At 43.3% G+C, this 18,027-nt stretch carries 25 protein-coding genes; 17 read left to right on the top strand and 8 right to left on the bottom strand.

Annotated elements, in window-relative coordinates:
- The first annotated feature begins 2 nt into the window (after window positions 1–2).
- The 8 genes from MKX38_RS10490 to MKX38_RS10455 all read left to right on the top strand — a co-directional run bounded on the left by MKX38_RS10490 (window position 3) and on the right by MKX38_RS10455 (window position 6,315).
- On the top strand, window positions 3–692 hold the full coding sequence (locus MKX38_RS10490) for a CoA transferase subunit A (RefSeq protein WP_003230839.1): 690 nt from the start codon (window positions 3–5) through the stop codon (window positions 690–692).
- Window positions 677–1,330, top strand: a complete 654-nt coding sequence (locus MKX38_RS10485) for a 3-oxoacid CoA-transferase subunit B (RefSeq protein WP_004399417.1) — start codon at window positions 677–679, stop codon at window positions 1,328–1,330. The genes MKX38_RS10490 and MKX38_RS10485 overlap by 16 nt, the downstream gene beginning before the upstream one ends.
- Window positions 1,331–1,338: 8 nt before the next feature.
- On the top strand, window positions 1,339–2,649 hold the full coding sequence (locus MKX38_RS10480; RefSeq protein ID WP_010886532.1) for a peptidase: 1,311 nt from the start codon (window positions 1,339–1,341) through the stop codon (window positions 2,647–2,649).
- Complete coding sequence (gene ablB, locus MKX38_RS10475) at window positions 2,627–3,454, top strand: putative beta-lysine N-acetyltransferase (RefSeq protein ID WP_015251880.1); 828 nt, start codon at window positions 2,627–2,629, stop codon at window positions 3,452–3,454. Before MKX38_RS10480 ends, ablB begins: the two co-directional genes overlap by 23 nt.
- Window positions 3,455–3,482: 28 nt before the next feature.
- Window positions 3,483–4,898 carry a lysine 2,3-aminomutase gene (gene ablA / locus MKX38_RS10470; RefSeq protein WP_167408235.1) on the top strand — a complete coding sequence of 472 codons (1,416 nt, stop codon included), beginning with the start codon at window positions 3,483–3,485 and terminating at the stop codon, window positions 4,896–4,898.
- Window positions 4,895–5,173 (top strand): YokU family protein, encoded by a 279-nt coding sequence (locus MKX38_RS10465; protein WP_032722011.1) that lies wholly within the window; start codon window positions 4,895–4,897, stop codon window positions 5,171–5,173. Before ablA ends, MKX38_RS10465 begins: the two co-directional genes overlap by 4 nt.
- Before the next feature lie 86 nt (window positions 5,174–5,259).
- Complete coding sequence (locus tag MKX38_RS10460; RefSeq protein ID WP_003231160.1) at window positions 5,260–5,484, top strand: YozE family protein; 225 nt, start codon at window positions 5,260–5,262, stop codon at window positions 5,482–5,484.
- Between the two features lie 150 nt (window positions 5,485–5,634).
- Entirely contained in the window at window positions 5,635–6,315 is a 681-nt protein-coding gene (locus MKX38_RS10455; RefSeq protein ID WP_014477102.1) for a hypothetical protein, read from the top strand.
- On the opposite strand, the gene MKX38_RS10450 is transcribed toward MKX38_RS10455, so the two are convergent.
- Entirely contained in the window at window positions 6,312–6,455 is a 144-nt protein-coding gene (locus MKX38_RS10450) for a hypothetical protein (protein ID WP_003231164.1), read from the bottom strand. The genes MKX38_RS10455 and MKX38_RS10450 overlap by 4 nt on opposite strands.
- A 118-nt stretch (window positions 6,456–6,573) precedes the next feature.
- Here MKX38_RS10450 and MKX38_RS10445 point away from each other — a divergent pair, with 118 nt between their 5' ends.
- The 3 genes from MKX38_RS10445 (at window position 6,574) to yodL (ending at window position 7,814) form a co-directional block, all read left to right on the top strand.
- The gene (locus tag MKX38_RS10445; protein WP_003231166.1) at window positions 6,574–6,750 is read left to right on the top strand and encodes a YozD family protein; all 177 of its coding nucleotides are present in this window, start codon (window positions 6,574–6,576) and stop codon (window positions 6,748–6,750) included.
- A 77-nt stretch (window positions 6,751–6,827) separates the two neighbouring features.
- Window positions 6,828–7,439: a phosphatidylglycerophosphatase PgpB gene (gene pgpB, locus MKX38_RS10440; RefSeq protein ID WP_004399336.1), complete on the top strand. Its 612-nt coding sequence runs from the start codon at window positions 6,828–6,830 to the stop codon at window positions 7,437–7,439.
- Between the two features lie 60 nt (window positions 7,440–7,499).
- Complete coding sequence (gene yodL, locus MKX38_RS10435) at window positions 7,500–7,814, top strand: shape determination protein YodL (protein ID WP_004399431.1); 315 nt, start codon at window positions 7,500–7,502, stop codon at window positions 7,812–7,814.
- Window positions 7,815–7,853: 39 nt separating this feature from the next.
- Here the strand turns inward: yodL and MKX38_RS10430 are convergent, their stop codons facing one another.
- Window positions 7,854–7,979 (bottom strand): hypothetical protein, encoded by a 126-nt coding sequence (locus tag MKX38_RS10430; RefSeq protein ID WP_003231174.1) that lies wholly within the window; start codon window positions 7,977–7,979, stop codon window positions 7,854–7,856.
- Between the two features lie 201 nt (window positions 7,980–8,180).
- On the opposite strand from MKX38_RS10430, the gene deoD reads away from it, so the two are divergent.
- Both deoD and ldcB read left to right on the top strand, forming a co-directional pair.
- A complete protein-coding gene (gene deoD, locus MKX38_RS10425) occupies window positions 8,181–8,882 on the top strand; it encodes a purine-nucleoside phosphorylase (RefSeq protein ID WP_003231176.1) in 702 nt (233 codons plus the stop codon).
- Between the two features lie 82 nt (window positions 8,883–8,964).
- Entirely contained in the window at window positions 8,965–9,786 is an 822-nt protein-coding gene (ldcB, locus tag MKX38_RS10420) for an LD-carboxypeptidase LdcB (RefSeq protein ID WP_014480046.1), read from the top strand.
- Between the two features lie 70 nt (window positions 9,787–9,856).
- Here the strand turns inward: ldcB and MKX38_RS10415 are convergent, their stop codons facing one another.
- Together MKX38_RS10415 and MKX38_RS10410 are read right to left on the bottom strand one after the other, a co-directional pair.
- Complete coding sequence (locus MKX38_RS10415; protein WP_003231182.1) at window positions 9,857–10,108, bottom strand: hypothetical protein; 252 nt, start codon at window positions 10,106–10,108, stop codon at window positions 9,857–9,859.
- A gap of 87 nt (window positions 10,109–10,195) precedes the next feature.
- Window positions 10,196–10,897, bottom strand: coding sequence for a class I SAM-dependent methyltransferase (locus tag MKX38_RS10410; protein ID WP_015251882.1), 702 nt, complete (start codon window positions 10,895–10,897; stop codon window positions 10,196–10,198).
- A 152-nt stretch (window positions 10,898–11,049) separates the two neighbouring features.
- Here MKX38_RS10410 and ctpA point away from each other — a divergent pair, with 152 nt between their 5' ends.
- Window positions 11,050–12,450, top strand: coding sequence for a carboxy-terminal processing protease CtpA (gene ctpA / locus MKX38_RS10405; protein ID WP_003231186.1), 1,401 nt, complete (start codon window positions 11,050–11,052; stop codon window positions 12,448–12,450).
- Window positions 12,451–12,484: 34 nt separating this feature from the next.
- Here the strand turns inward: ctpA and MKX38_RS10400 are convergent, their stop codons facing one another.
- Together MKX38_RS10400 and MKX38_RS10395 are read right to left on the bottom strand one after the other, a co-directional pair.
- Window positions 12,485–13,975 (bottom strand): sodium:solute symporter, encoded by a 1,491-nt coding sequence (locus tag MKX38_RS10400; RefSeq protein WP_042976063.1) that lies wholly within the window; start codon window positions 13,973–13,975, stop codon window positions 12,485–12,487.
- Window positions 13,975–14,175, bottom strand: coding sequence for a DUF3311 domain-containing protein (locus MKX38_RS10395; protein ID WP_003231189.1), 201 nt, complete (start codon window positions 14,173–14,175; stop codon window positions 13,975–13,977). Before MKX38_RS10395 ends, MKX38_RS10400 begins: the two co-directional genes overlap by 1 nt.
- A gap of 183 nt (window positions 14,176–14,358) precedes the next feature.
- Between MKX38_RS10395 and MKX38_RS10390 the strand changes: the two genes are divergently transcribed.
- On the top strand, window positions 14,359–15,270 hold the full coding sequence (locus MKX38_RS10390; protein ID WP_003231191.1) for a ring-cleaving dioxygenase: 912 nt from the start codon (window positions 14,359–14,361) through the stop codon (window positions 15,268–15,270).
- A gap of 15 nt (window positions 15,271–15,285) precedes the next feature.
- A complete protein-coding gene (locus tag MKX38_RS10385) occupies window positions 15,286–15,888 on the top strand; it encodes an alpha/beta hydrolase (protein ID WP_003231194.1) in 603 nt (200 codons plus the stop codon).
- 42 nt (window positions 15,889–15,930) lie between these two features.
- On the opposite strand, the gene MKX38_RS10380 is transcribed toward MKX38_RS10385, so the two are convergent.
- Complete coding sequence (locus tag MKX38_RS10380; RefSeq protein ID WP_003231196.1) at window positions 15,931–16,539, bottom strand: nitroreductase family protein; 609 nt, start codon at window positions 16,537–16,539, stop codon at window positions 15,931–15,933.
- Between the two features lie 129 nt (window positions 16,540–16,668).
- On the opposite strand from MKX38_RS10380, the gene yodB reads away from it, so the two are divergent.
- Window positions 16,669–17,007 (top strand): transcriptional regulator YodB, encoded by a 339-nt coding sequence (gene yodB / locus MKX38_RS10375; RefSeq protein ID WP_004399427.1) that lies wholly within the window; start codon window positions 16,669–16,671, stop codon window positions 17,005–17,007.
- A 407-nt stretch (window positions 17,008–17,414) separates the two neighbouring features.
- Here yodB and MKX38_RS10370 read toward each other — a convergent pair whose 3' ends face one another.
- The gene (locus MKX38_RS10370; RefSeq protein ID WP_003231200.1) at window positions 17,415–17,804 is read right to left on the bottom strand and encodes a tautomerase family protein; all 390 of its coding nucleotides are present in this window, start codon (window positions 17,802–17,804) and stop codon (window positions 17,415–17,417) included.
- Between the last annotated feature and the right edge of the window lie 223 nt (window positions 17,805–18,027).

Genomic DNA, 18,027 nt, shown 5'->3' with positions numbered 1-18,027 from the left:
AAATGGCGCCATTTCAAAAAGCAATCAGCATTGACACAGCAATTGCAGATGTTCGGGATGGATCGGTTCTGATGTTTGGCGGTTTTGGGGGAGTCGGGTCGCCTCCTTCATTGATTGAAGCGATATTGGACAGCGGTGTAACGGATTTAACTGTGATTTGCAATGACGCCGGTTTCCCGGATATCGGGATCGGCCCGCTTATTGTTAATCAACGGGTCAAAACCCTGATCGCCTCGCATATCGGTTCCAATCCTGTAGCCGGAAAACAGATGACAGAGGGGACGTTAGAGGTTCAATTTTCACCTCAGGGAACGCTTGCGGAACGGATTCGCGCCGGCGGAGCGGGGCTTGGCGGTATTTTAACCGACGTGGGCATTGATAATCAAATGGTTTGCGAAAAAAAGGACATCGTAACAGTGGCGGGAAAACGATACTTGATTGAAGAGGCGCTGACGGCTGATTTTGCTTTCATCAATGCTTACATTGCAGATGAATTCGGCAATCTAACGTATGACAAAACCGCGCGCAATATGAACCCGCTTATGGCAATGGCCGCCAGGAGAACCTTTGCCGAAGCTGAGCGTATCGTTCCGATGGGGGAGATTTCTGAAGAAATGATTGTCACACCGGGGGTTTTTGTTGAGGGGGTTGTACGAAGCGAGGGAGTGAAGTGGAAATGGGCTTGGGAGTAGCAGAAAGAGAACAGATTGCAAAACGCGCTGCTACTGAAATTAAGCAGGGCATGATTGTGAATCTCGGTATCGGTATCCCTTCCTTGGTACCGAACTTTTTGAAGCCTGACATGCAGGTCATGTTTCAAGCGGAAAACGGTGTCCTTGGCATTGGAGAAAGTCCCGAAAAGGGAGAAGAGGATGCGCATTTATGCAACGCCGCGGGATATCCTGTCCGCGCTGTAAAAGGGGCTTCTTATTTTGATACAACCATGTCTTTTGCGATGATCAGAAAAGGCAAAATTGACATTACGATTTTAGGCGCCCTGCAGGTGAGCCAATCAGGAGATTTGGCAAATTGGCTTGTTCCGGGAAAAAAGGTGCCTGGTATGGGCGGGGCGATGGAGCTTGCCCAAAAAGCGAAAAAAGTGGTTGTCGTCATGAGTCATACAGATCAAAAGGGAAGGCCTAAATTAACAGAAAGATGTACGCTGCCATTAACTGCTGCAGGCTGTGTAGATTTGATTATTACCGAAAAAGCGGTTCTTGAGGTCGATAGCCATCACTTCATTTTAAAAGAGCTGATGAATGGCTCGACAATCGATGAGGTGACGAGGCTGACAGAAGCTGAAATCAAAATAGATATGCCTTTTTCTTAAGAGGGGGAATGAGGATGCAAGACATTGAAAGAAAAGTAATCGAGTGGCTTGATCAGCATTCGGCCAAAGCCATTCGTCTTCTCAAAAGGCTGATTGGGGAAAAAAGCACATTGGGGTCAGAGTTTAACGCCCAAGCTGTTGTGCTTGAAAAGCTGCGGCAATTTCATATGGACATTGATGTATGGGAGCCAAGCATAAAGCAATTAAAACAGCATCCCTACTTTAAATCTAACCGATCCGATTTTCATGAGAGCCCGAATATCGTGGCTAAAAAAACGGGAGCCGGCGGAGGCAGGTCCCTGATTTTGAACGGCCATATCGATGTTGTGCCTGAAGGAAGCGTAAAGGATTGGAAGTATGAACCGTATCAAGCTGTCGAAGAAAACGGTAAAATATACGGCCGCGGCTCAACGGATATGAAGGGAGGCAATACAGCCCTTCTTTTTGCTTTAGAAGCCCTGCACGCCTGCGATGTCAAACTGAAGGGAGATGTATTGTTTCAGAGTGTTGTAGATGAAGAGTGCGGCGGCGCCGGTACACTTTCCGCCATCATGAGAGGCTATCGTGCTGACGGGGCGCTGATTCCTGAACCGACGAATATGAAACTATTTATTAAGCAGCAGGGTTCGATGTGGTTTCGGATCACTGTGAAGGGATTATCCGCACATGGGGGCACACGCTATGAAGGGGTAAGCGCGATTGAAAAAAGCATGCACGTTATCACAGCGATACAAGAGCTGGAGAAAGTCCGCAATGCGAGAATTTCAGATCCGCTGTATGACAATATCCCAATACCGGTACCGGTGAATATCGGCACCATCTCAGGCGGTGCCTGGCCATCTTCAGTTGCAGACCGTGTCGTCATAGAAGGGAGATGCGGAATTGCTCCCCATGAGAAACCAGAAGCTGTAAAACTTGAATTGGAAAACTGGCTGAAGGATTTAGAATACCATGACGAATGGTTTAAACGCCATCCCGTACAAGTCGAATGGTTTGGCGCTCAATGGCTGCCGAATGATTTACCTGATGATCACCCTTTAATTTCTGTGCTGCAATCAGCCTATCAAAAAATGAAACAGACAGAGCCGATTATTGAGGCTTCCCCGTGGGGAACGGATGGAGGGCTTTTGTACCATGCAGGAGATACACCAGTAATCGTTTTCGGGCCGGGGGAAACAAAAACGGCTCATCAGGCCAATGAATACATTGAGGTTGAAGCCATGATAGAATCTGCTAAAATTATTGCACTTTTTGTCATGGATTGGTGCGGGCTTCATACAGATGGGGAGGATGCGGATGCTCAAGTCAATAAAGAGTAGCGGTGTCACAGCAGTTTTGGACCATGACGGTTTTAATAAACGAATCAGAGTGGTCCGTTATGACGGAGCCATTGAGAAGGCCCTGCCGGATATCGTGGCAGCGGCAAAAGAAGAGAATGCAGAAAAAATCATCGTCTATGCGAAGCAGCATGATGAGCCAATGCTTGCCAAACAATTATTTGCGCCGGAGGGCTATCTAAAGGGCTATTATCTCGGCCATTCGGCTTGTGTCATGGTACGTTACCTTTCAGAAAGCCGGAGACAAACAGATTCTTATACAGAGGAACAGGAGATCATCGAAGCCATATATCGCACAGCGCCCCGTCTTCGCAACGACAGTACACCCGTTTTTACGATGAGAAAAGCAGAAACAAACGACATGTACCAGCTATCGATGCTGTATAAAAAAGTATTCCGCACGTACCCAACCCCGGTATTTGACCCCGCTTATATTGAAAAGACGATGAATGCAAATACGGTGTATTATATCATGCTTGATCATGACCGCCTGATCAGCGCAGCAAGCGCAGAAATCAATCCAGAGCTTGGGCATGCAGAAATAACCGATTGCGCTGTGCTACCGGAATATCGCGGCCATTCGTTAACAAGCTTTTTAATCGAGGCGTTAGAAAAAGAAATGGCTGGAAAGGATATCTTTCATGTATTTTCTCTCGCCCGTGCTTCGTCTTTTGGGATGAATGCTGTGTTGTACCATTCAGGTTATCAGTATGGCGGAAGGCTGATCAATAATTGCTTTATAGCCGAAGGCCTTGAAAACATGAATATTTGGTGCAAGCAACTGTAAGTCAAAATATGCGCGAGGAGGAGTTCGTTTGAAAAACAAATGGTATAAACCGAAACGGCATTGGAAGGAGATCGAGTTATGGAAGGACGTTCCGGAAGAGAAATGGAACGATTGGCTTTGGCAGCTGACACACACTGTAAGAACGTTAGATGATTTAAAGAAAGTCATTAATCTGACCGAGGATGAAGAGGAAGGCGTCAGAATTTCTACCAAAACGATCCCCTTAAATATTACACCTTACTATGCTTCTTTAATGGACCCCGACAATCCGAGATGCCCGGTACGCATGCAGTCTGTGCCGCTTTCTGAAGAAATGCACAAAACAAAATACGATCTGGAAGACCCGCTTCATGAGGATGAAGATTCACCGGTACCCGGTCTGACACACCGCTATCCCGACCGTGTGCTGTTTCTTGTCACGAATCAATGTTCCATGTACTGCCGCTACTGCACAAGAAGGCGCTTTTCCGGACAAATCGGAATGGGCGTCCCCAAAAAACAGCTTGATGCTGCAATTGCTTATATCCGGGAAACACCCGAAATCCGCGATTGTTTAATTTCAGGCGGTGATGGGCTGCTCATCAACGACCAAATTTTAGAATATATTTTAAAAGAGCTGCGCAGCATTCCGCATCTGGAAGTCATCAGAATCGGAACAAGAGCGCCCGTTGTCTTTCCGCAGCGCATTACCGATCATCTGTGCGAGATATTGAAAAAATATCATCCGGTCTGGCTGAATACCCATTTTAACACAAGCATCGAAATGACAGAAGAATCCGTTGAGGCATGTGAAAAGCTGGTGAACGCGGGAGTGCCGGTCGGAAATCAGGCTGTCGTATTAGCAGGTATTAATGATTCGGTTCCAATTATGAAAAAGCTCATGCATGACTTGGTAAAAATCAGAGTCCGTCCTTATTATATTTACCAATGTGATCTGTCAGAAGGAATTGGGCATTTCAGAGCTCCTGTTTCCAAAGGTTTGGAGATCATTGAAGGGCTGAGAGGTCATACCTCAGGCTATGCGGTTCCTACCTTTGTCGTTGACGCACCAGGCGGCGGCGGTAAAATCGCCCTGCAGCCAAACTATGTACTGTCACAAAGTCCTGACAAAGTGATCTTAAGAAATTTTGAAGGTGTGATTACGTCATATCCGGAACCAGAGAATTATATCCCCAATCAGGCAGACGCCTATTTTGAGTCCGTTTTCCCTGAAACCGCTGACAAAAAGGAGCCGATCGGGCTGAGTGCCATTTTTGCTGACAAAGAGGTTTCGTTTACACCTGAAAATGTAGACAGAATCAAAAGGAGAGAGGCATACATCGCAAATCCGGAGCATGAAACATTAAAAAATCGGCGTGAGAAAAGAGATCAGCTCAAAGAAAAGAAATTTTTGGCGCAGCAGAAAAAACAGAAAAAGACTGAATGCGGAGGGGATTCTTCATGAAAACATGCGAATGGTGCGGCGAGCTTGAAGCGGTGCCCGGCAGGAACACGGTGTACTGGGAGCTCCCTGATGGATCGAGGGCTATAGAACTGACAGACACCCCTGCCATGGTATGTTCTTCCTGCGGTATGACCTATCAAGAGGAAAACACGGTTAAGGAGATTGAGGATCAGCTGCTTTTAATTCAAACAAAAAAACTGCCTGAAAGCCTGACATATCAGCAGCTCATGGAGACAGAAAGAATTTTGAAACGCAACTATTTTGACTTCTCCTGAGTCATGTTTCAGTATTCTTTTGTTGTAATTTTACACTTGAACTGTATAATAGAACAACAAAAGACAGACACCAGGAGGGGAAACCCATGAAATCCTTTTATCACTATTTATTGAAATACAGACACCCTAAGCCGAAGGACAGCATCAGTGAATTTGCCAATCAGGCGTATGAGGATCACAGCTTTCCAAAAACATCAACCGATTATCATGAAATCAGTTCATATTTGGAGCTGAATGCTGATTACCTTCACACGATGGCGACGTTTGATGAAGCTTGGGATCAATACGAGTCTGAAGTGCACGGCAGATAATAGCTGTTTCATCCGCAGATCACTGCGGATTTTTTTATGTCCATACCCATACCATAATTGGATATTTCCTTTGGTTTTCATGCCCATGCGAATTGGCTTCACCCGGCATACGATAGCGTATGAGAAATGTTGCGGCGAGGGGGAGACACCATGAAGCAAAATAAACCGAAATTCCAAGTAGGGGATATCGTAGTCGTCATTATGTATGGAACAGTCGGCACCATCACAAAAGTACACCAAATTGATAAACACTATCTTTATGAAGTCAATCATAACGAAGTTTTATACTTTGAATCATCTATTCAGCTTTATAAAGATTATGAGGGTGTCATTGTCGACATGGAGAAGCTTGATATTGAGTATGAATTCCTTATTGGGGACGTTGTTTATGTTAAAGATTATGGAAAAGAACTCTTTCGCATTATCGGCCATAGAACAGAAATTTGGAGATATTTAGAAGATGGCTGGGAAGATATCATTTATGAGCTGACCCGTTTAAAGGATGGAGAGTGGCTTGAAACGGAGGAAGAGGATCTCACGCTGGTGCTTAGAAAATATGAAATGGACCAGTTTGTGCATCAGCTGTTGTTTGTCCATTATGTCGGAGAAACTGGCCATGAGATCGGCGAAGATATCGCATCGTCTGCTCTTCTTCAGTTTGAAGGCGATGATGAAGATCAAGATACCCTTCACATCCTTGCTGTGTCAATTGTTGATGAGCTTCTGGATATTTATAATGACTACAAAATTCTGTACGAAATGTTTCAGGATGAAGAATATAAAGACATGATGATGTTTGTTTTGGAAAGTTTAAAAGAGCATTTCAGTTAATTTGTGAACATACGGATCAAGACATATAAAAAATATGGCAGACAGCCCCAAATCATCACACGCGTCATTCCTTTGAGCGTTTTTTCCATTATGATATCAAATCTTTCTCCGTCCAGTGCTTCCATCATTTTAGCAATCATAGCGTCAGCCTCCCATGGCTCGTTTTTTATTCAATATATGACTGAAAGAATTGTTTAGAACACCGGGTATAATTCAGCCTGTTTTTTCATAAAACATAAAAAAGGAGGCGGTACGGAGATGAAAGAAATAGATCTTGTGATTGATACGGAAGAAATCGCTGAATTTTTTTACAGAGAGCTTGCAAGACGGGGCTACATACCGAGTGAGGATGAGCTGTTTGAAATCGCTGATATTACCTTTGATTATTTGATAGAAAAATGTATGATAGATGAAGAGCTGGATGAAGATGAGTGAGGCTTAAAACCGGAGCGGTCAGCTCCGGTTTTATTATTCATGTTCTATGACTTCTGTGAAAATTGAGGTGGTTAAAATTGTACAAGCCCGTTAGTTTGTTTCTTTTCTTTTTAATTCTAGCTGCGGCCATTCATACAAATGCTGTTCAATCTGCAGATGAAGCAATAAGCAAGGCAGCTGTTTTGATCCGTCAGCCATGGCTTAATGAAGTCATGACGGGGATCACGCATCTTGGTGCTTCTTCTTTTCTGCTCCCTCTAATTGTCATCATTGGAGCAGGCATGTTTTTCTACAGAAAAACATGGGACGGCCTGTTGATGCTCTTAGTATTCGGCACAGATCGGCTGTTAAACAAAGTCTTAAAAGAATGGATCGAAAGAGTGAGGCCTGATTTTGCACCGCTGGTTCATGAATCATCCTTCAGTTTTCCGAGCGGCCATTCCATGAATGCTGCTTGTGTCTATCCTGTTATTGCTTACTTTTTAGTGAAACATCTCCCGTTTTTGTCTAAGCATAAAAAAATGGTATATATCATAGCCGGTGTAATTGCTGTTTTAGTCGGCATAAGCAGAGTGTATCTGGGGGTTCATTTTGTGACAGACGTGTTAGGAGGCTTTAGCCTCGGCTTGCTTCTGTTTTTCCTAGTAAAAGGTTTTGACGAAAAGATTAAGCGGTTTCGACAAAAATAGAGAGAGGAAAACACAGCAAAAACGCCAATATGTTAAAGAAATAAAAGGGAGGGGATCTTGATGATGTTATCCGTGTTTAAAAAGAAGTCTTGTTCCTATGACGTGACAATATTTCAGACACCCCGGTTTGGCGAAAAAAAGGGCTACAGAGCCGTCTATCGAACTGAACTGAACGGGAGCGATCATCAAGACGTGCTGAAAAGAGCATTCTCTTTGTTTAATGTATTCGACACTGTTCCGAGTGATTATGATGCAAGATTCATGGCCACAGGGGACGTGATCCTGATTGATGAAGGCAGAAAAGGGAAAACATATTATCAACTGCTTCCCGCCGGCTGGAGGAAAATCAATCGTCTGATTGTACAAACGACATAATGAAAAGAAAACTGCGGAAACCCGCAGTTTTCTGCAGTTTTAAGGCTTGCGTTTGGCAGCAGAATATTCTTTCCCGTGTGCTTCTTCAGCTGCAATGATATCTTTTTCAGGTATATGATTGTTCTTTTTTTGACCGGTGATCCGGTTGCGATGTTTTTTACCCATGTCCCACCCCTCCTTCCTGCGGTTAGGTTTTCAAATTAACACCCCGATTATCCGTTTTTCTGAGGAAGTGCCTAACAGATCCTCGAACATTTCTTTTTTCGACATATTCCTTTATAATCAATGCTGAAGTTTGTTTCATCATGACATTCGTTGTAAAATGGACGGGCTGGATGATAATTTAGATTTACAGGAGGATATGAGATGAGTGTACATATAGGTGCTGAAAAAGGACAAATTGCGGATACTGTGCTTTTGCCGGGAGATCCTCTCAGAGCAAAATTTATTGCAGAAACGTATCTTGAAAATGTAGAATGCTACAATGAAGTCAGAGGCATGTATGGATTTACGGGTACATATAAAGGTAAAAAAATCTCAGTACAAGGCACGGGAATGGGCGTTCCGTCTATTTCAATTTATGTGAATGAATTAATTCAAAGCTACGATGTGCAAAATCTAATAAGAGTCGGTTCCTGCGGCGCTATTCGTAAAGATGTCAAAGTGCGAGACGTCATTTTGGCGATGACCTCCTCAACTGATTCACAAATGAATAGAGTTGCTTTCGGAAGCGTTGATTTTGCGCCTTGCGCAGATTTCGAGCTTTTAAAAAATGCCTATGATGCCGCAAAGGATAAAGGTGTGCCGGTGACTGTAGGAAGCGTATTTACAGCTGACCAGTTCTACAATGACGATTCGCAAATTGAAAAACTTGCAAAATACGGTGTGCTTGGCGTTGAAATGGAAACAACTGCATTGTATACATTAGCAGCGAAGCACGGAAGAAAAGCCCTGTCAATTCTCACCGTGAGTGATCACGTATTAACAGGAGAAGAAACGACAGCGGAAGAGCGTCAAACGACATTTCATGATATGATAGAAGTGGCTTTACATTCCGTATCACAATAAAATATATCAAGAGGCGTGCTGGGTGCCGGCAGCCTCTTCTTTATGAATGCGGAAACGATTGATAAAAGGAAGGTAATGTAATATGAAAAAGTCCGGTAAATGGTTCTCACTGGCTGCCGCTCTGAGTGTAACGGCAATAGTCGGAGCCGGCTGCAGCATGTCGAACGGAGATGCTCAAAAGGATACGAAAACCACAGCAGAAACAAAGCAAACAGAACAAAAAACAGCTGACAGCAAAAAATCAAACACTCAAAACAGTGAGTTTTCATTGGAAAGCCAGTATTTCAATGATATTAAAAAAGTCGATGGTCTGGAAACCATTCAAAATCCAGAAAATATACTCGCGCTTGTCAATAAACAATATGCACTGCCCGGAAACTATGAACCTAGCGATCTTGTCATACCTGATGTAGAGTTTTCTTTTGAAGAAAAGATTCAAAAACGTTACATCAGAAAAGAAGCGGCCGACGCATTAAAAACAATGTTCGATGCTGCCAAAAAGGAAGGCTATGAACTGGCAGCTGTCTCAGGGTACCGTTCGTATGACAGACAGAAAGTTATTTTTGACAATGAAGTAAGCCTAAAAGGGGAAAAGAAGGCAAAGGAAGCGGTCGCTTACCCGGGTGAAAGCGAGCATCAAACAGGCCTTGCGATGGACATTTCGAGCCGGAGCAATGGCTTTGAGCTAAATGAAGCGTTCGGAAGCACGGCAGACGGGAAATGGGTGCAGGACAATGCTTATAAATATGGCTTTATTATTCGCTATCCGAAAAATAAAGAAGATATCACGAAATATGAATATGAGCCATGGCATCTGCGCTATGTAGGCAAAAAAGCCGCAAAGGTCATCCAAGATAATGATTTAACGCTTGAAGAGTACTTTGAAAAAGTGAAGAAAATTTAAAATGAAAAGCCCGCTTACACTAGATAAGCGGGCTTCATTGTGTCTGGTGAATCTAGCATTTGTTCTATGCTTACCAGAAGAATAAACCAGCAAGAGCCACTCCTGCAATTAAACCGAGGGAAATCCCGTAAGCCGCTCCATATCCCCAATAACCGCCCCAATATCCGTAACCGAAACCTCTTGGCCCTCCGCCGACCGGAGCTATAAAAACTCTGTCTCTTGTTACACGGGTAATTCTGCCGACGTGAACTCTCCCGCCTCTCTCTGTAATTCTGACGACTTTACCTTGATGGTTTTTGCAAAGATGATAATATCTCTCCAATATTGTTCCCCTCCTATCCTGACTTTCTATCAGCATATGATAGATAGGAAAAAAAGGTTGGACGAAAACAGGGGGCGATACGCCGTTTTACTTGTACGCGATAAAAATACAATGACCCATGTACTCACTATATAACTGCATGAGCTGATAATGTGTTTGAAGCGTATCGTAATAGATGGGATCAATCGTTTGCGATAAATCCATTTCTGTGGTTGGTTCAAATTCCATGTCTTCCGGAAGAAGTGTCATCGCTTCTGTTTTTTGAAAGCCATAGGATCTTAGGAGTTTATGCCATTCGCTTTCTTCATGTAAGCAAGTAAATCCGTAAAAATCCATCATTTGCTTCTTTTCTGCAGGGGGCATCGGTTTTTTTAAAGCAGCTTCTATACCAATTAGCATCCCGCCGGGTTTTAAAACTCTTGAAATTTCTTGAAGAGAGGATGTCAGGCGTGAAAAACTGAGGACCGATTCTGACAGGACGCAGGAAAAGGACTCAGCAGAAAACGGGAGATGTTCCAGCTCCGCCTGATATGCAGGGATGGCAAGCCCTTCATTCGCAAATCTTTTTTTCGCTTTCTCAAGCATAATAGGATCTTTATCAACGACTGTTACAGGATACAGCAAATGTCCTAAATAAGCCGCCGTTTGCCCTGTTCCGCATCCGGCATCAAGAATCGGCTGATCCGGGGAGGGCGCAGCCTTTTGCAAGACCGCTTTTGAAAAAGCCAGCCCGCCTGGGTGCGCCCCTGCGACACCGAATAAGGACAGCATTTCTAAATATCGGCTCAATATCGAATCCTCCTTTTTCCTTATCATATGTCGTATAAAGACATAGGTTTATGAAAAGCAAAAGAAGGGCGTTTCTCTTTCATTTCTGCTCCGAGTTGACGAATAAGAATTCGTCCATGATAATAATGTAAGAAGAAAAAGGTGGTGTTTAATTGAAACGGCAATTAAAACTGTTTTTTATTGTGCTGATCACTGCAGTTGTCGCTTCGGCGCTTACTTTATTTATTACGGGCAATTCCAGTATCCTGGGCCAAAAATCAGCAAGCACAGGAGACAGCAAGTTCGACAAATTAAATAAAGCGTATGAGCAAATCAAAAGTGATTATTACCAAAAAACAGATGATGACAAATTAGTAGACGGAGCAATTAAAGGAATGATTCAATCACTGGATGATCCGTATTCTACATATATGGATCAAGAGCAAGCGAAATCATTCGACGAGACGATTTCAGCATCTTTTGAAGGAATCGGAGCCCAAGTAGAGGAGAAAGACGGAGAAATCCTTATTGTATCCCCAATTAAAGGTTCACCTGCTGAAAAAGCCGGTATCAAACCGAGGGACCAAATCATTAAGGTAAATGGAAAAAGCGTAAAAGGCATGAATGTAAATGAAGCCGTCGCTTTAATCCGAGGCAAAAAGGGCACAAAGGTGAAGCTTGAACTGAACAGAGCGGGAGTGGGGAATATCGATCTTTCCATTAAGCGCGATACCATTCCTGTAGAGACTGTCTATTCAGAGATGAAAGACAACAACATCGGAGAAATTCAAATCACTTCTTTCTCTGAAACAACAGCTAAAGAGCTGACAGATGCGATTGACAGTTTAGAGAAAAAAGGCGCCAAAGGCTATATTTTAGACTTGAGAGGCAACCCGGGCGGCTTAATGGAACAGGCGATTACGATGAGCAACCTGTTCATTGATAAAGGGAAAAACATCATGCAGGTTGAATACAAAAACGGTTCAAAAGAAGTCATGAAGGCCGAAAAAGAACGGAAAGTGACCAAGCCGACCGTCGTTTTAGTAAATGACGGTACAGCAAGCGCAGCCGAAATTATGGCCGCTGCCCTTCATGAATCGTCAAACGTACCGTTAATCGGCGAGACGACATTCGGCAAAGGTACAGTACAAACGGCAAAAGAATATGATGATGGCTCTACCGTCAAACTGACAGTTGCCAAATGGCTGACTGCTGATGGCGAATGGATTCACAAAAAAGGCATCAAGCCTCAAGTGAAAGCAGAGCTGCCTGATTACGCGAAGCTGCCGTATTTGGACGCAGATAAAACGTACAAATCAGGTGATACAGGCACAAACGTCAAAGTGGCTCAGAAAATGCTCAAAGCACTTGGTTACAAGGTAAAGGTTAACAGTATGTATGACCAGGATTTTGTATCTGTCGTCAAACAGTTCCAGAAAAAAGAGAAGCTGAATGAAACAGGCATACTGACTGGCGATACAACAACGAAATTAATGATAGAACTTCAAAAGAAGCTGTCTGATAATGATACGCAAATGGAAAAGGCAATTGAAACACTGAAAAAAGAAATGTAAAAAAAACCATACGCGGCTGCCGCGTATGGTTTTTTTATGCGCCCTTTTGATTTGGATTAGCGTCTTGTTTTTTGCCAAATAAACCTTCAATGACAGGATTGGATCCCGCGTTTTTAACGAACAGCGGATTCAGGATGACCACAGCGATCATGTTGGCGGCCAATCCCCAGAATCCTTCATAAATGCCATGTGCGGATTGAGTGATATACACAATAAACGTTACCGCTAGGCCGGCTAATAATCCGATAACCGTTGCTTCTTTCGTTTGGTTTTTCCAGAACAGGCTGACAGCAATCGCAGGGAAGATTTGCACCATACCGGATACACCTAATAGCTGAAGTGTCACTAAGGCAGTCGGGAACAGCATTCCAAACAGCAGCGCAAGACCGATGACAACAAAGACCATTGAACGTGTGACAAGGGTCAGCTTGTTTTGCGACACATTCGGATGAATCAAATCCCGGTATAGGTTGTTGGCGAATAAATTCGATGCGCCGATTGCCATAATGGAACAAGGTATTAATGAAGCAAGAGCGATAGTGGCATATGCAAAGCCTTGTGCCACGCCGCCGTAAGATGTTTGAATCAAATGCAGCAGCGCCAGCCTTGGATTTGTATCTTCCGGCAGGACAAGAAAGGCGATAAAGCCAAGAAAAATAACCAATATTAACACAATATTGTAAAGCGGCAAAAACATGCTGTTTTTTCTTACTGCATCAGCGCTTTTCGCCGTGAAAACACCTGTAGCGGCATGCGCCCACATAAAAAGTGCCAGAGCGGAAACAATAGATGCTGTGATAAACCAAGGGATGCCTTTTGGCCCTTCTGCCGGTATCGTCAGCATTTGCGGCGCTTCCTTCACTAACGTGTCAATCATTGGCGTCCAGCCGTTAAAATGAATGAGAGGGAGGGACACCACCATAAACAGCATAATGACCCATACTAAAATGTCCTTAATGATGGCTGTATATGTGGGCCCTTTAATCCCGCTGAAGAATGTGTAAAGAGCAACAAGAATAAATGAAATGATCACAACGAATTTTACGTTAATATAGCCAGTGCCGGCAACCTGAAGCGTGTCTTGAATGCCGCTCAGCTGAAGGCATATGTACGGAATAAGCATGAGTACCCCAACGATGGCAACGAGGCTTGCCAAAAGCTTACTGTTAAAACGTTCCCGGGCATAATCCGCGAGTGTTGTTAATTTATGAATTTTCGCAACTTTCCAAAGTTTTGGCAAGAAGAAGTAGGCGATAAAGTAGGCCAACACAGAATAAGGAATGGCGAAAAATGCAACACTTCCGCCTGTAAAAGCAGTACTGGTCAACCCTAAGAAAGTATAGGCCGTATAAAGGTCAGCGCCTACTAAAAACCAGACGAGAAGACCGCCGAAGCGTCTGCCGCCGACAGACCATTCTTCCACAGAAGTGCGTGAGGATTTGTCTCTTCCGGCGAGAAAGCCGATACAGACAACGGTTAAAACAATAATAGCAGTAATGAGAAGTGCAGTCAGATTCCCTTGCATTATTCAAGTCCTCCATCTTTTTTTTGCATCTGATAAATGCCAAACGAGCATAACGGCGTAACAATAATCCACAGCAGCAGCCAAAAGTGGAAAAACGGCAGGCCGAACATAATCGGTTCTATTCGATTCACAAGCGGCAAAAGCGCGAGCTGAACGAATGGCAAAAGAATGAGAATCACAATAAGTGCTTTTTTAACCATTTACTTTCCTCCTGAAACATGATAATGCTCACTATAATAGCAGTTGTAAGAAAAGATCACAAGATAATTATTAGAAAAAAATGATTTTTTCAATTATTTAATCAAAACACATGGTTTGCATCCTTTTCAATAAAGGTTTAAAATAATAAATATCTTGAAATCGAGATAAATAGGAGTGAGAAAATGAAAACAGAAGGATTGCACCATGTCACAGCATTCGCCAGAGATCCGCAAGAAAACTTGCGATTTTATACAGAAGTGCTTGGGCTCAGGCTCGTTAAAAAAACAGTAAACTTTGATGATCCCGGAACGTATCATTTTTACTTTGGGAATCAAAACGGAGATCCCGGTACAATAATGACCTTTTTTCCGTTCCAAGGAAGCGGACAGGGAACGGTAGGAAAAGGCCAAGCGGGCCGGGTGTACTTTTCAGTTCCCTCAGGCTCCCTGTCTTTTTGGAAGGAACGTCTTGAGAAAAGCGGGCTGAGCCTAGAGGAAAAAACGTTGTTTGGTGAAAAAGGTCTTATTTTTGATGATACAGAAGACCTTCCGCTGGCGATCATGGAGGATGCGAAAAGCGGCAAAAGCGAGTGGACGCCTGACGGGATCACAACAAATGAAGCAATTACGGGAATGAAAGGTGTGCTGCTATATTCCTACGACCCGCAGGCGACCATACAATTGTTAACGGAAAGCTTTGGATACACCAAAGTGGCCGAAGAAGACCAGATTGTCAGACTGGCATCTTCAGCGGCGGTCGGCGGTGTCATTGATGTCCATTTACATCCTGAAAAAAGAGGAGTCGGAGGATATGGTACGGTACACCATGTAGCGTTTCGGACTAAGAAAAAGGAACAGGCGAAATGGCTGCCGATTATTGCTGAAAACCATCTGCCTTCGTCAGAAATTCTCGACAGGGAATACTTTACATCAGTTTATTTTAGGGAGAAAGGCGGTATCTTATTTGAAATTGCCACAGATGAACCGGGCTTTATGACAGATGAAACGTTTGCTGAGCTAGGGACTTCCTTAAAACTGCCTGAATGGCTGGAGAAACATAGACAACAAATTACAGACATTTTACCTGAACTTTAAAAGGGGGAATTTATAATGAAGCATATTTATGAGAAAGGAACATCTGACAACGTACTTTTGCTGTTGCATGGCACGGGTGGTAATGAACACGATCTGCTTTCATTGGGGCGGTTTATAGACCCTGATGCCCATTTGCTTGGTGTCAGAGGATCGGTGCTTGAAAATGGAATGCCGCGATTTTTCAAACGTCTGAGTGAAGGAGTTTTTGATGAAAAGGATCTTGTGGTGCGGACAAGAGAATTGAAAGATTTTATCGACGAGGCTGCAGAAACGCATCAGTTTAATCGCGGCCGAGTGATTGCAGTCGGTTATTCAAACGGCGCAAACATTGCGGCAAGCCTGCTTTTTCATTATAAAGATGTGTTAAAAGGGGCTATTCTGCATCATCCAATGGTTCCGATTCGGGGTATCGAGCTGCCTGATATGGCGGGGCTCCCTGTTTTTATCGGTGCCGGGAAATACGATCCTCTTTGCACGAAGGAAGAATCAGAAGAGCTTTACCGCTATTTGCGTGACAGCGGGGCATCAGCCTCCGTTTACTGGCAGGACGGGGGCCATCAGCTGACTCAGCATGAAGCTGAACAGGCTCGTGAATGGTACAAAGAGGCGATTGTATAAAAAAACCTTAGTCCGGATTTCGGACTAAGGTTTTTCATATCCTTACAGCCAAGTTGATACTTTTGAAAGCGGCAGACGGTTGCTTTGATGCGCAGGCTTCACTGCTTTGCCGATTGAAATAAGCATAACCGGAACATAGCGCTCACTGATATCAAATTGCTTTTGGAACTGCTCTTTGTTAAATCCGCCGATTGCGCAAGTGTCATAACCTTTTGCTTTTGCGGCAATCATAAGCTGCATAGCAGCTAAAGAAGCATTTAAGAAAGCGGAATCACGTGCGAATTGCTCGCTTTGGTAAGCACCGTTGATTTGGCCGAGCAATGTTTGTTTGATTTCATCCGTAATATAGCCTTGGCTTGCTAATTCAGCATAAACTTCTTCACCGTTTTCATTTGCCTTTAAATCGCCTAAAATGGCAACAACAGCAGAAGACTCAACGATTTGTTTTTGATTATACGCTACAGGAAGAAGCTCCGCTTTTGATTCATCGCTGTGGAATACTGTAAAATGCCAATGCTGAAGGTTCCAAGCAGAAGGCGCTTTAGTGGCAAGGTCTAATAGCTCAGTCAGCTCCTCCTTAGAGATCGGGGCATTTGTATCATATTCCTTTACAGATGCACGTGCTTTTAAAACATCCAGAGTATTCGTCATAGTGTTTCCTCCTTCGGATAAACGTGGTATGATAATAGAAAAGTTAGAAGCTTACTAAATGTAACTTGAAAGATTATTGTAATGGATCATTGAATACATGTCAATCAATAGATGAAGGGATGAAGACTTGTGGGAAATACGATGTGCCCTAAAATGGAATCCGCATTCTCATTGCTGGGAAAACGATGGAACGGTCTGATCATCCATGTGCTAATGGATGGGCCGAAACGGTTTAAAGAGATAACGGAAACAATACCGATGATCAGCCAAAAAATGTTGGCAGAGCGCTTGAAGGAGCTTGAACAAAACGAGATTGTCGAACGGCAGGTTCTCCCTGAAACGCCGGTCAAAGTCATCTACACGCTGACTGAAAAAGGAACAGCGCTTCAAGCTGTATTTCAAGAAATGCAGGCATGGGCCGATCAATTTTGCGAGCCTGGTGACACAGTGTGTGAAGAAGAGAAATAAGGAAAGCGGCACCTGAAAAAGAGCCTTTGTTTCCATGGTGAGTCATGTAAGTACGGTTCACACCCGTTTACATGACTTTTTATATTTGTCAGACTGATATTTCCGGATTGGCAAAAATGTCATGTGCATATGAAGGGGATATATAAAATAGGAAATGATCAATAAGCTATAACATCCAACCTATTGTAAATGGGGATTATGATGTATCTTATTATGCAAATCAGCAAAATTTTATATTTTCAGCCAAAACCCAGTCAGCTTCCAATTGGCATTTAAACCGGATATAAAAGGAGATCCAGGTTTTTCGTATTGCTGGATGCTTCTATACTGATGACTTCCGCATTTATGAAAAAAGAGAGAGCTTCTTTGGAGCTCTCTCTTCTTTTTTTTTGTGGGGAGACGAAATCTTATAGTTTTCCATTCAAAAATTGCGCCTCACCGAGACCGAAACTCCAGTCTGCGTCACCATTCTCAGTAATAGATACCATGAGGTCGTCAGGGGAAATTTCGCATTTTTTTTCTAGCCTTTCAGCAAGCAGAGCATACAATTTTTCCTTTTGGCTTTCGGTTCTTGCTTTGCTTGTCATGCTAATGATGACCATATCCTTGGTTCTCTGAAACCCTAATCCCGCATCCTGGATTATAAGCTCGTTTGCGGGATGCTGATGGACAATTTGATAACGGTCTCTTTCCGGAACACCAAATGCTTCAACCATCGCTTGGTGAGCAGTATCTAATAACAATTGCAGCGATTTTTCATCACGGCCCTCAATTACATCAAAACGCAATAATGGCATGTGTACTCCTCCTCTTATGAAGTTGTTATCCGTCTGTTCTCATATTGTCTCATTTGCTTCCAGACAATGGAGAGATATAATGATTGGCAGTCAACTTTAAAAAACATAACATATAACCAAAAGTTAATCAACATATAACTAATAAATCATTGGGTTAGGCGGTAGGTAATCGAGACAAGCTCATAAAAACGATTGACAGTCATTGATTAGGAGATTAGTATGA

The sequence above is a fragment of the Bacillus sp. FSL M8-0025 genome (assembly GCF_037975475.1).
GTDB classification, from domain to species: Bacteria; Bacillota; Bacilli; order Bacillales; family Bacillaceae; genus Bacillus; species Bacillus subtilis.
The sequence above is the reverse complement of the archived record's forward strand: the minus strand, read 5'-3'. Positions and strand labels throughout refer to the sequence as shown.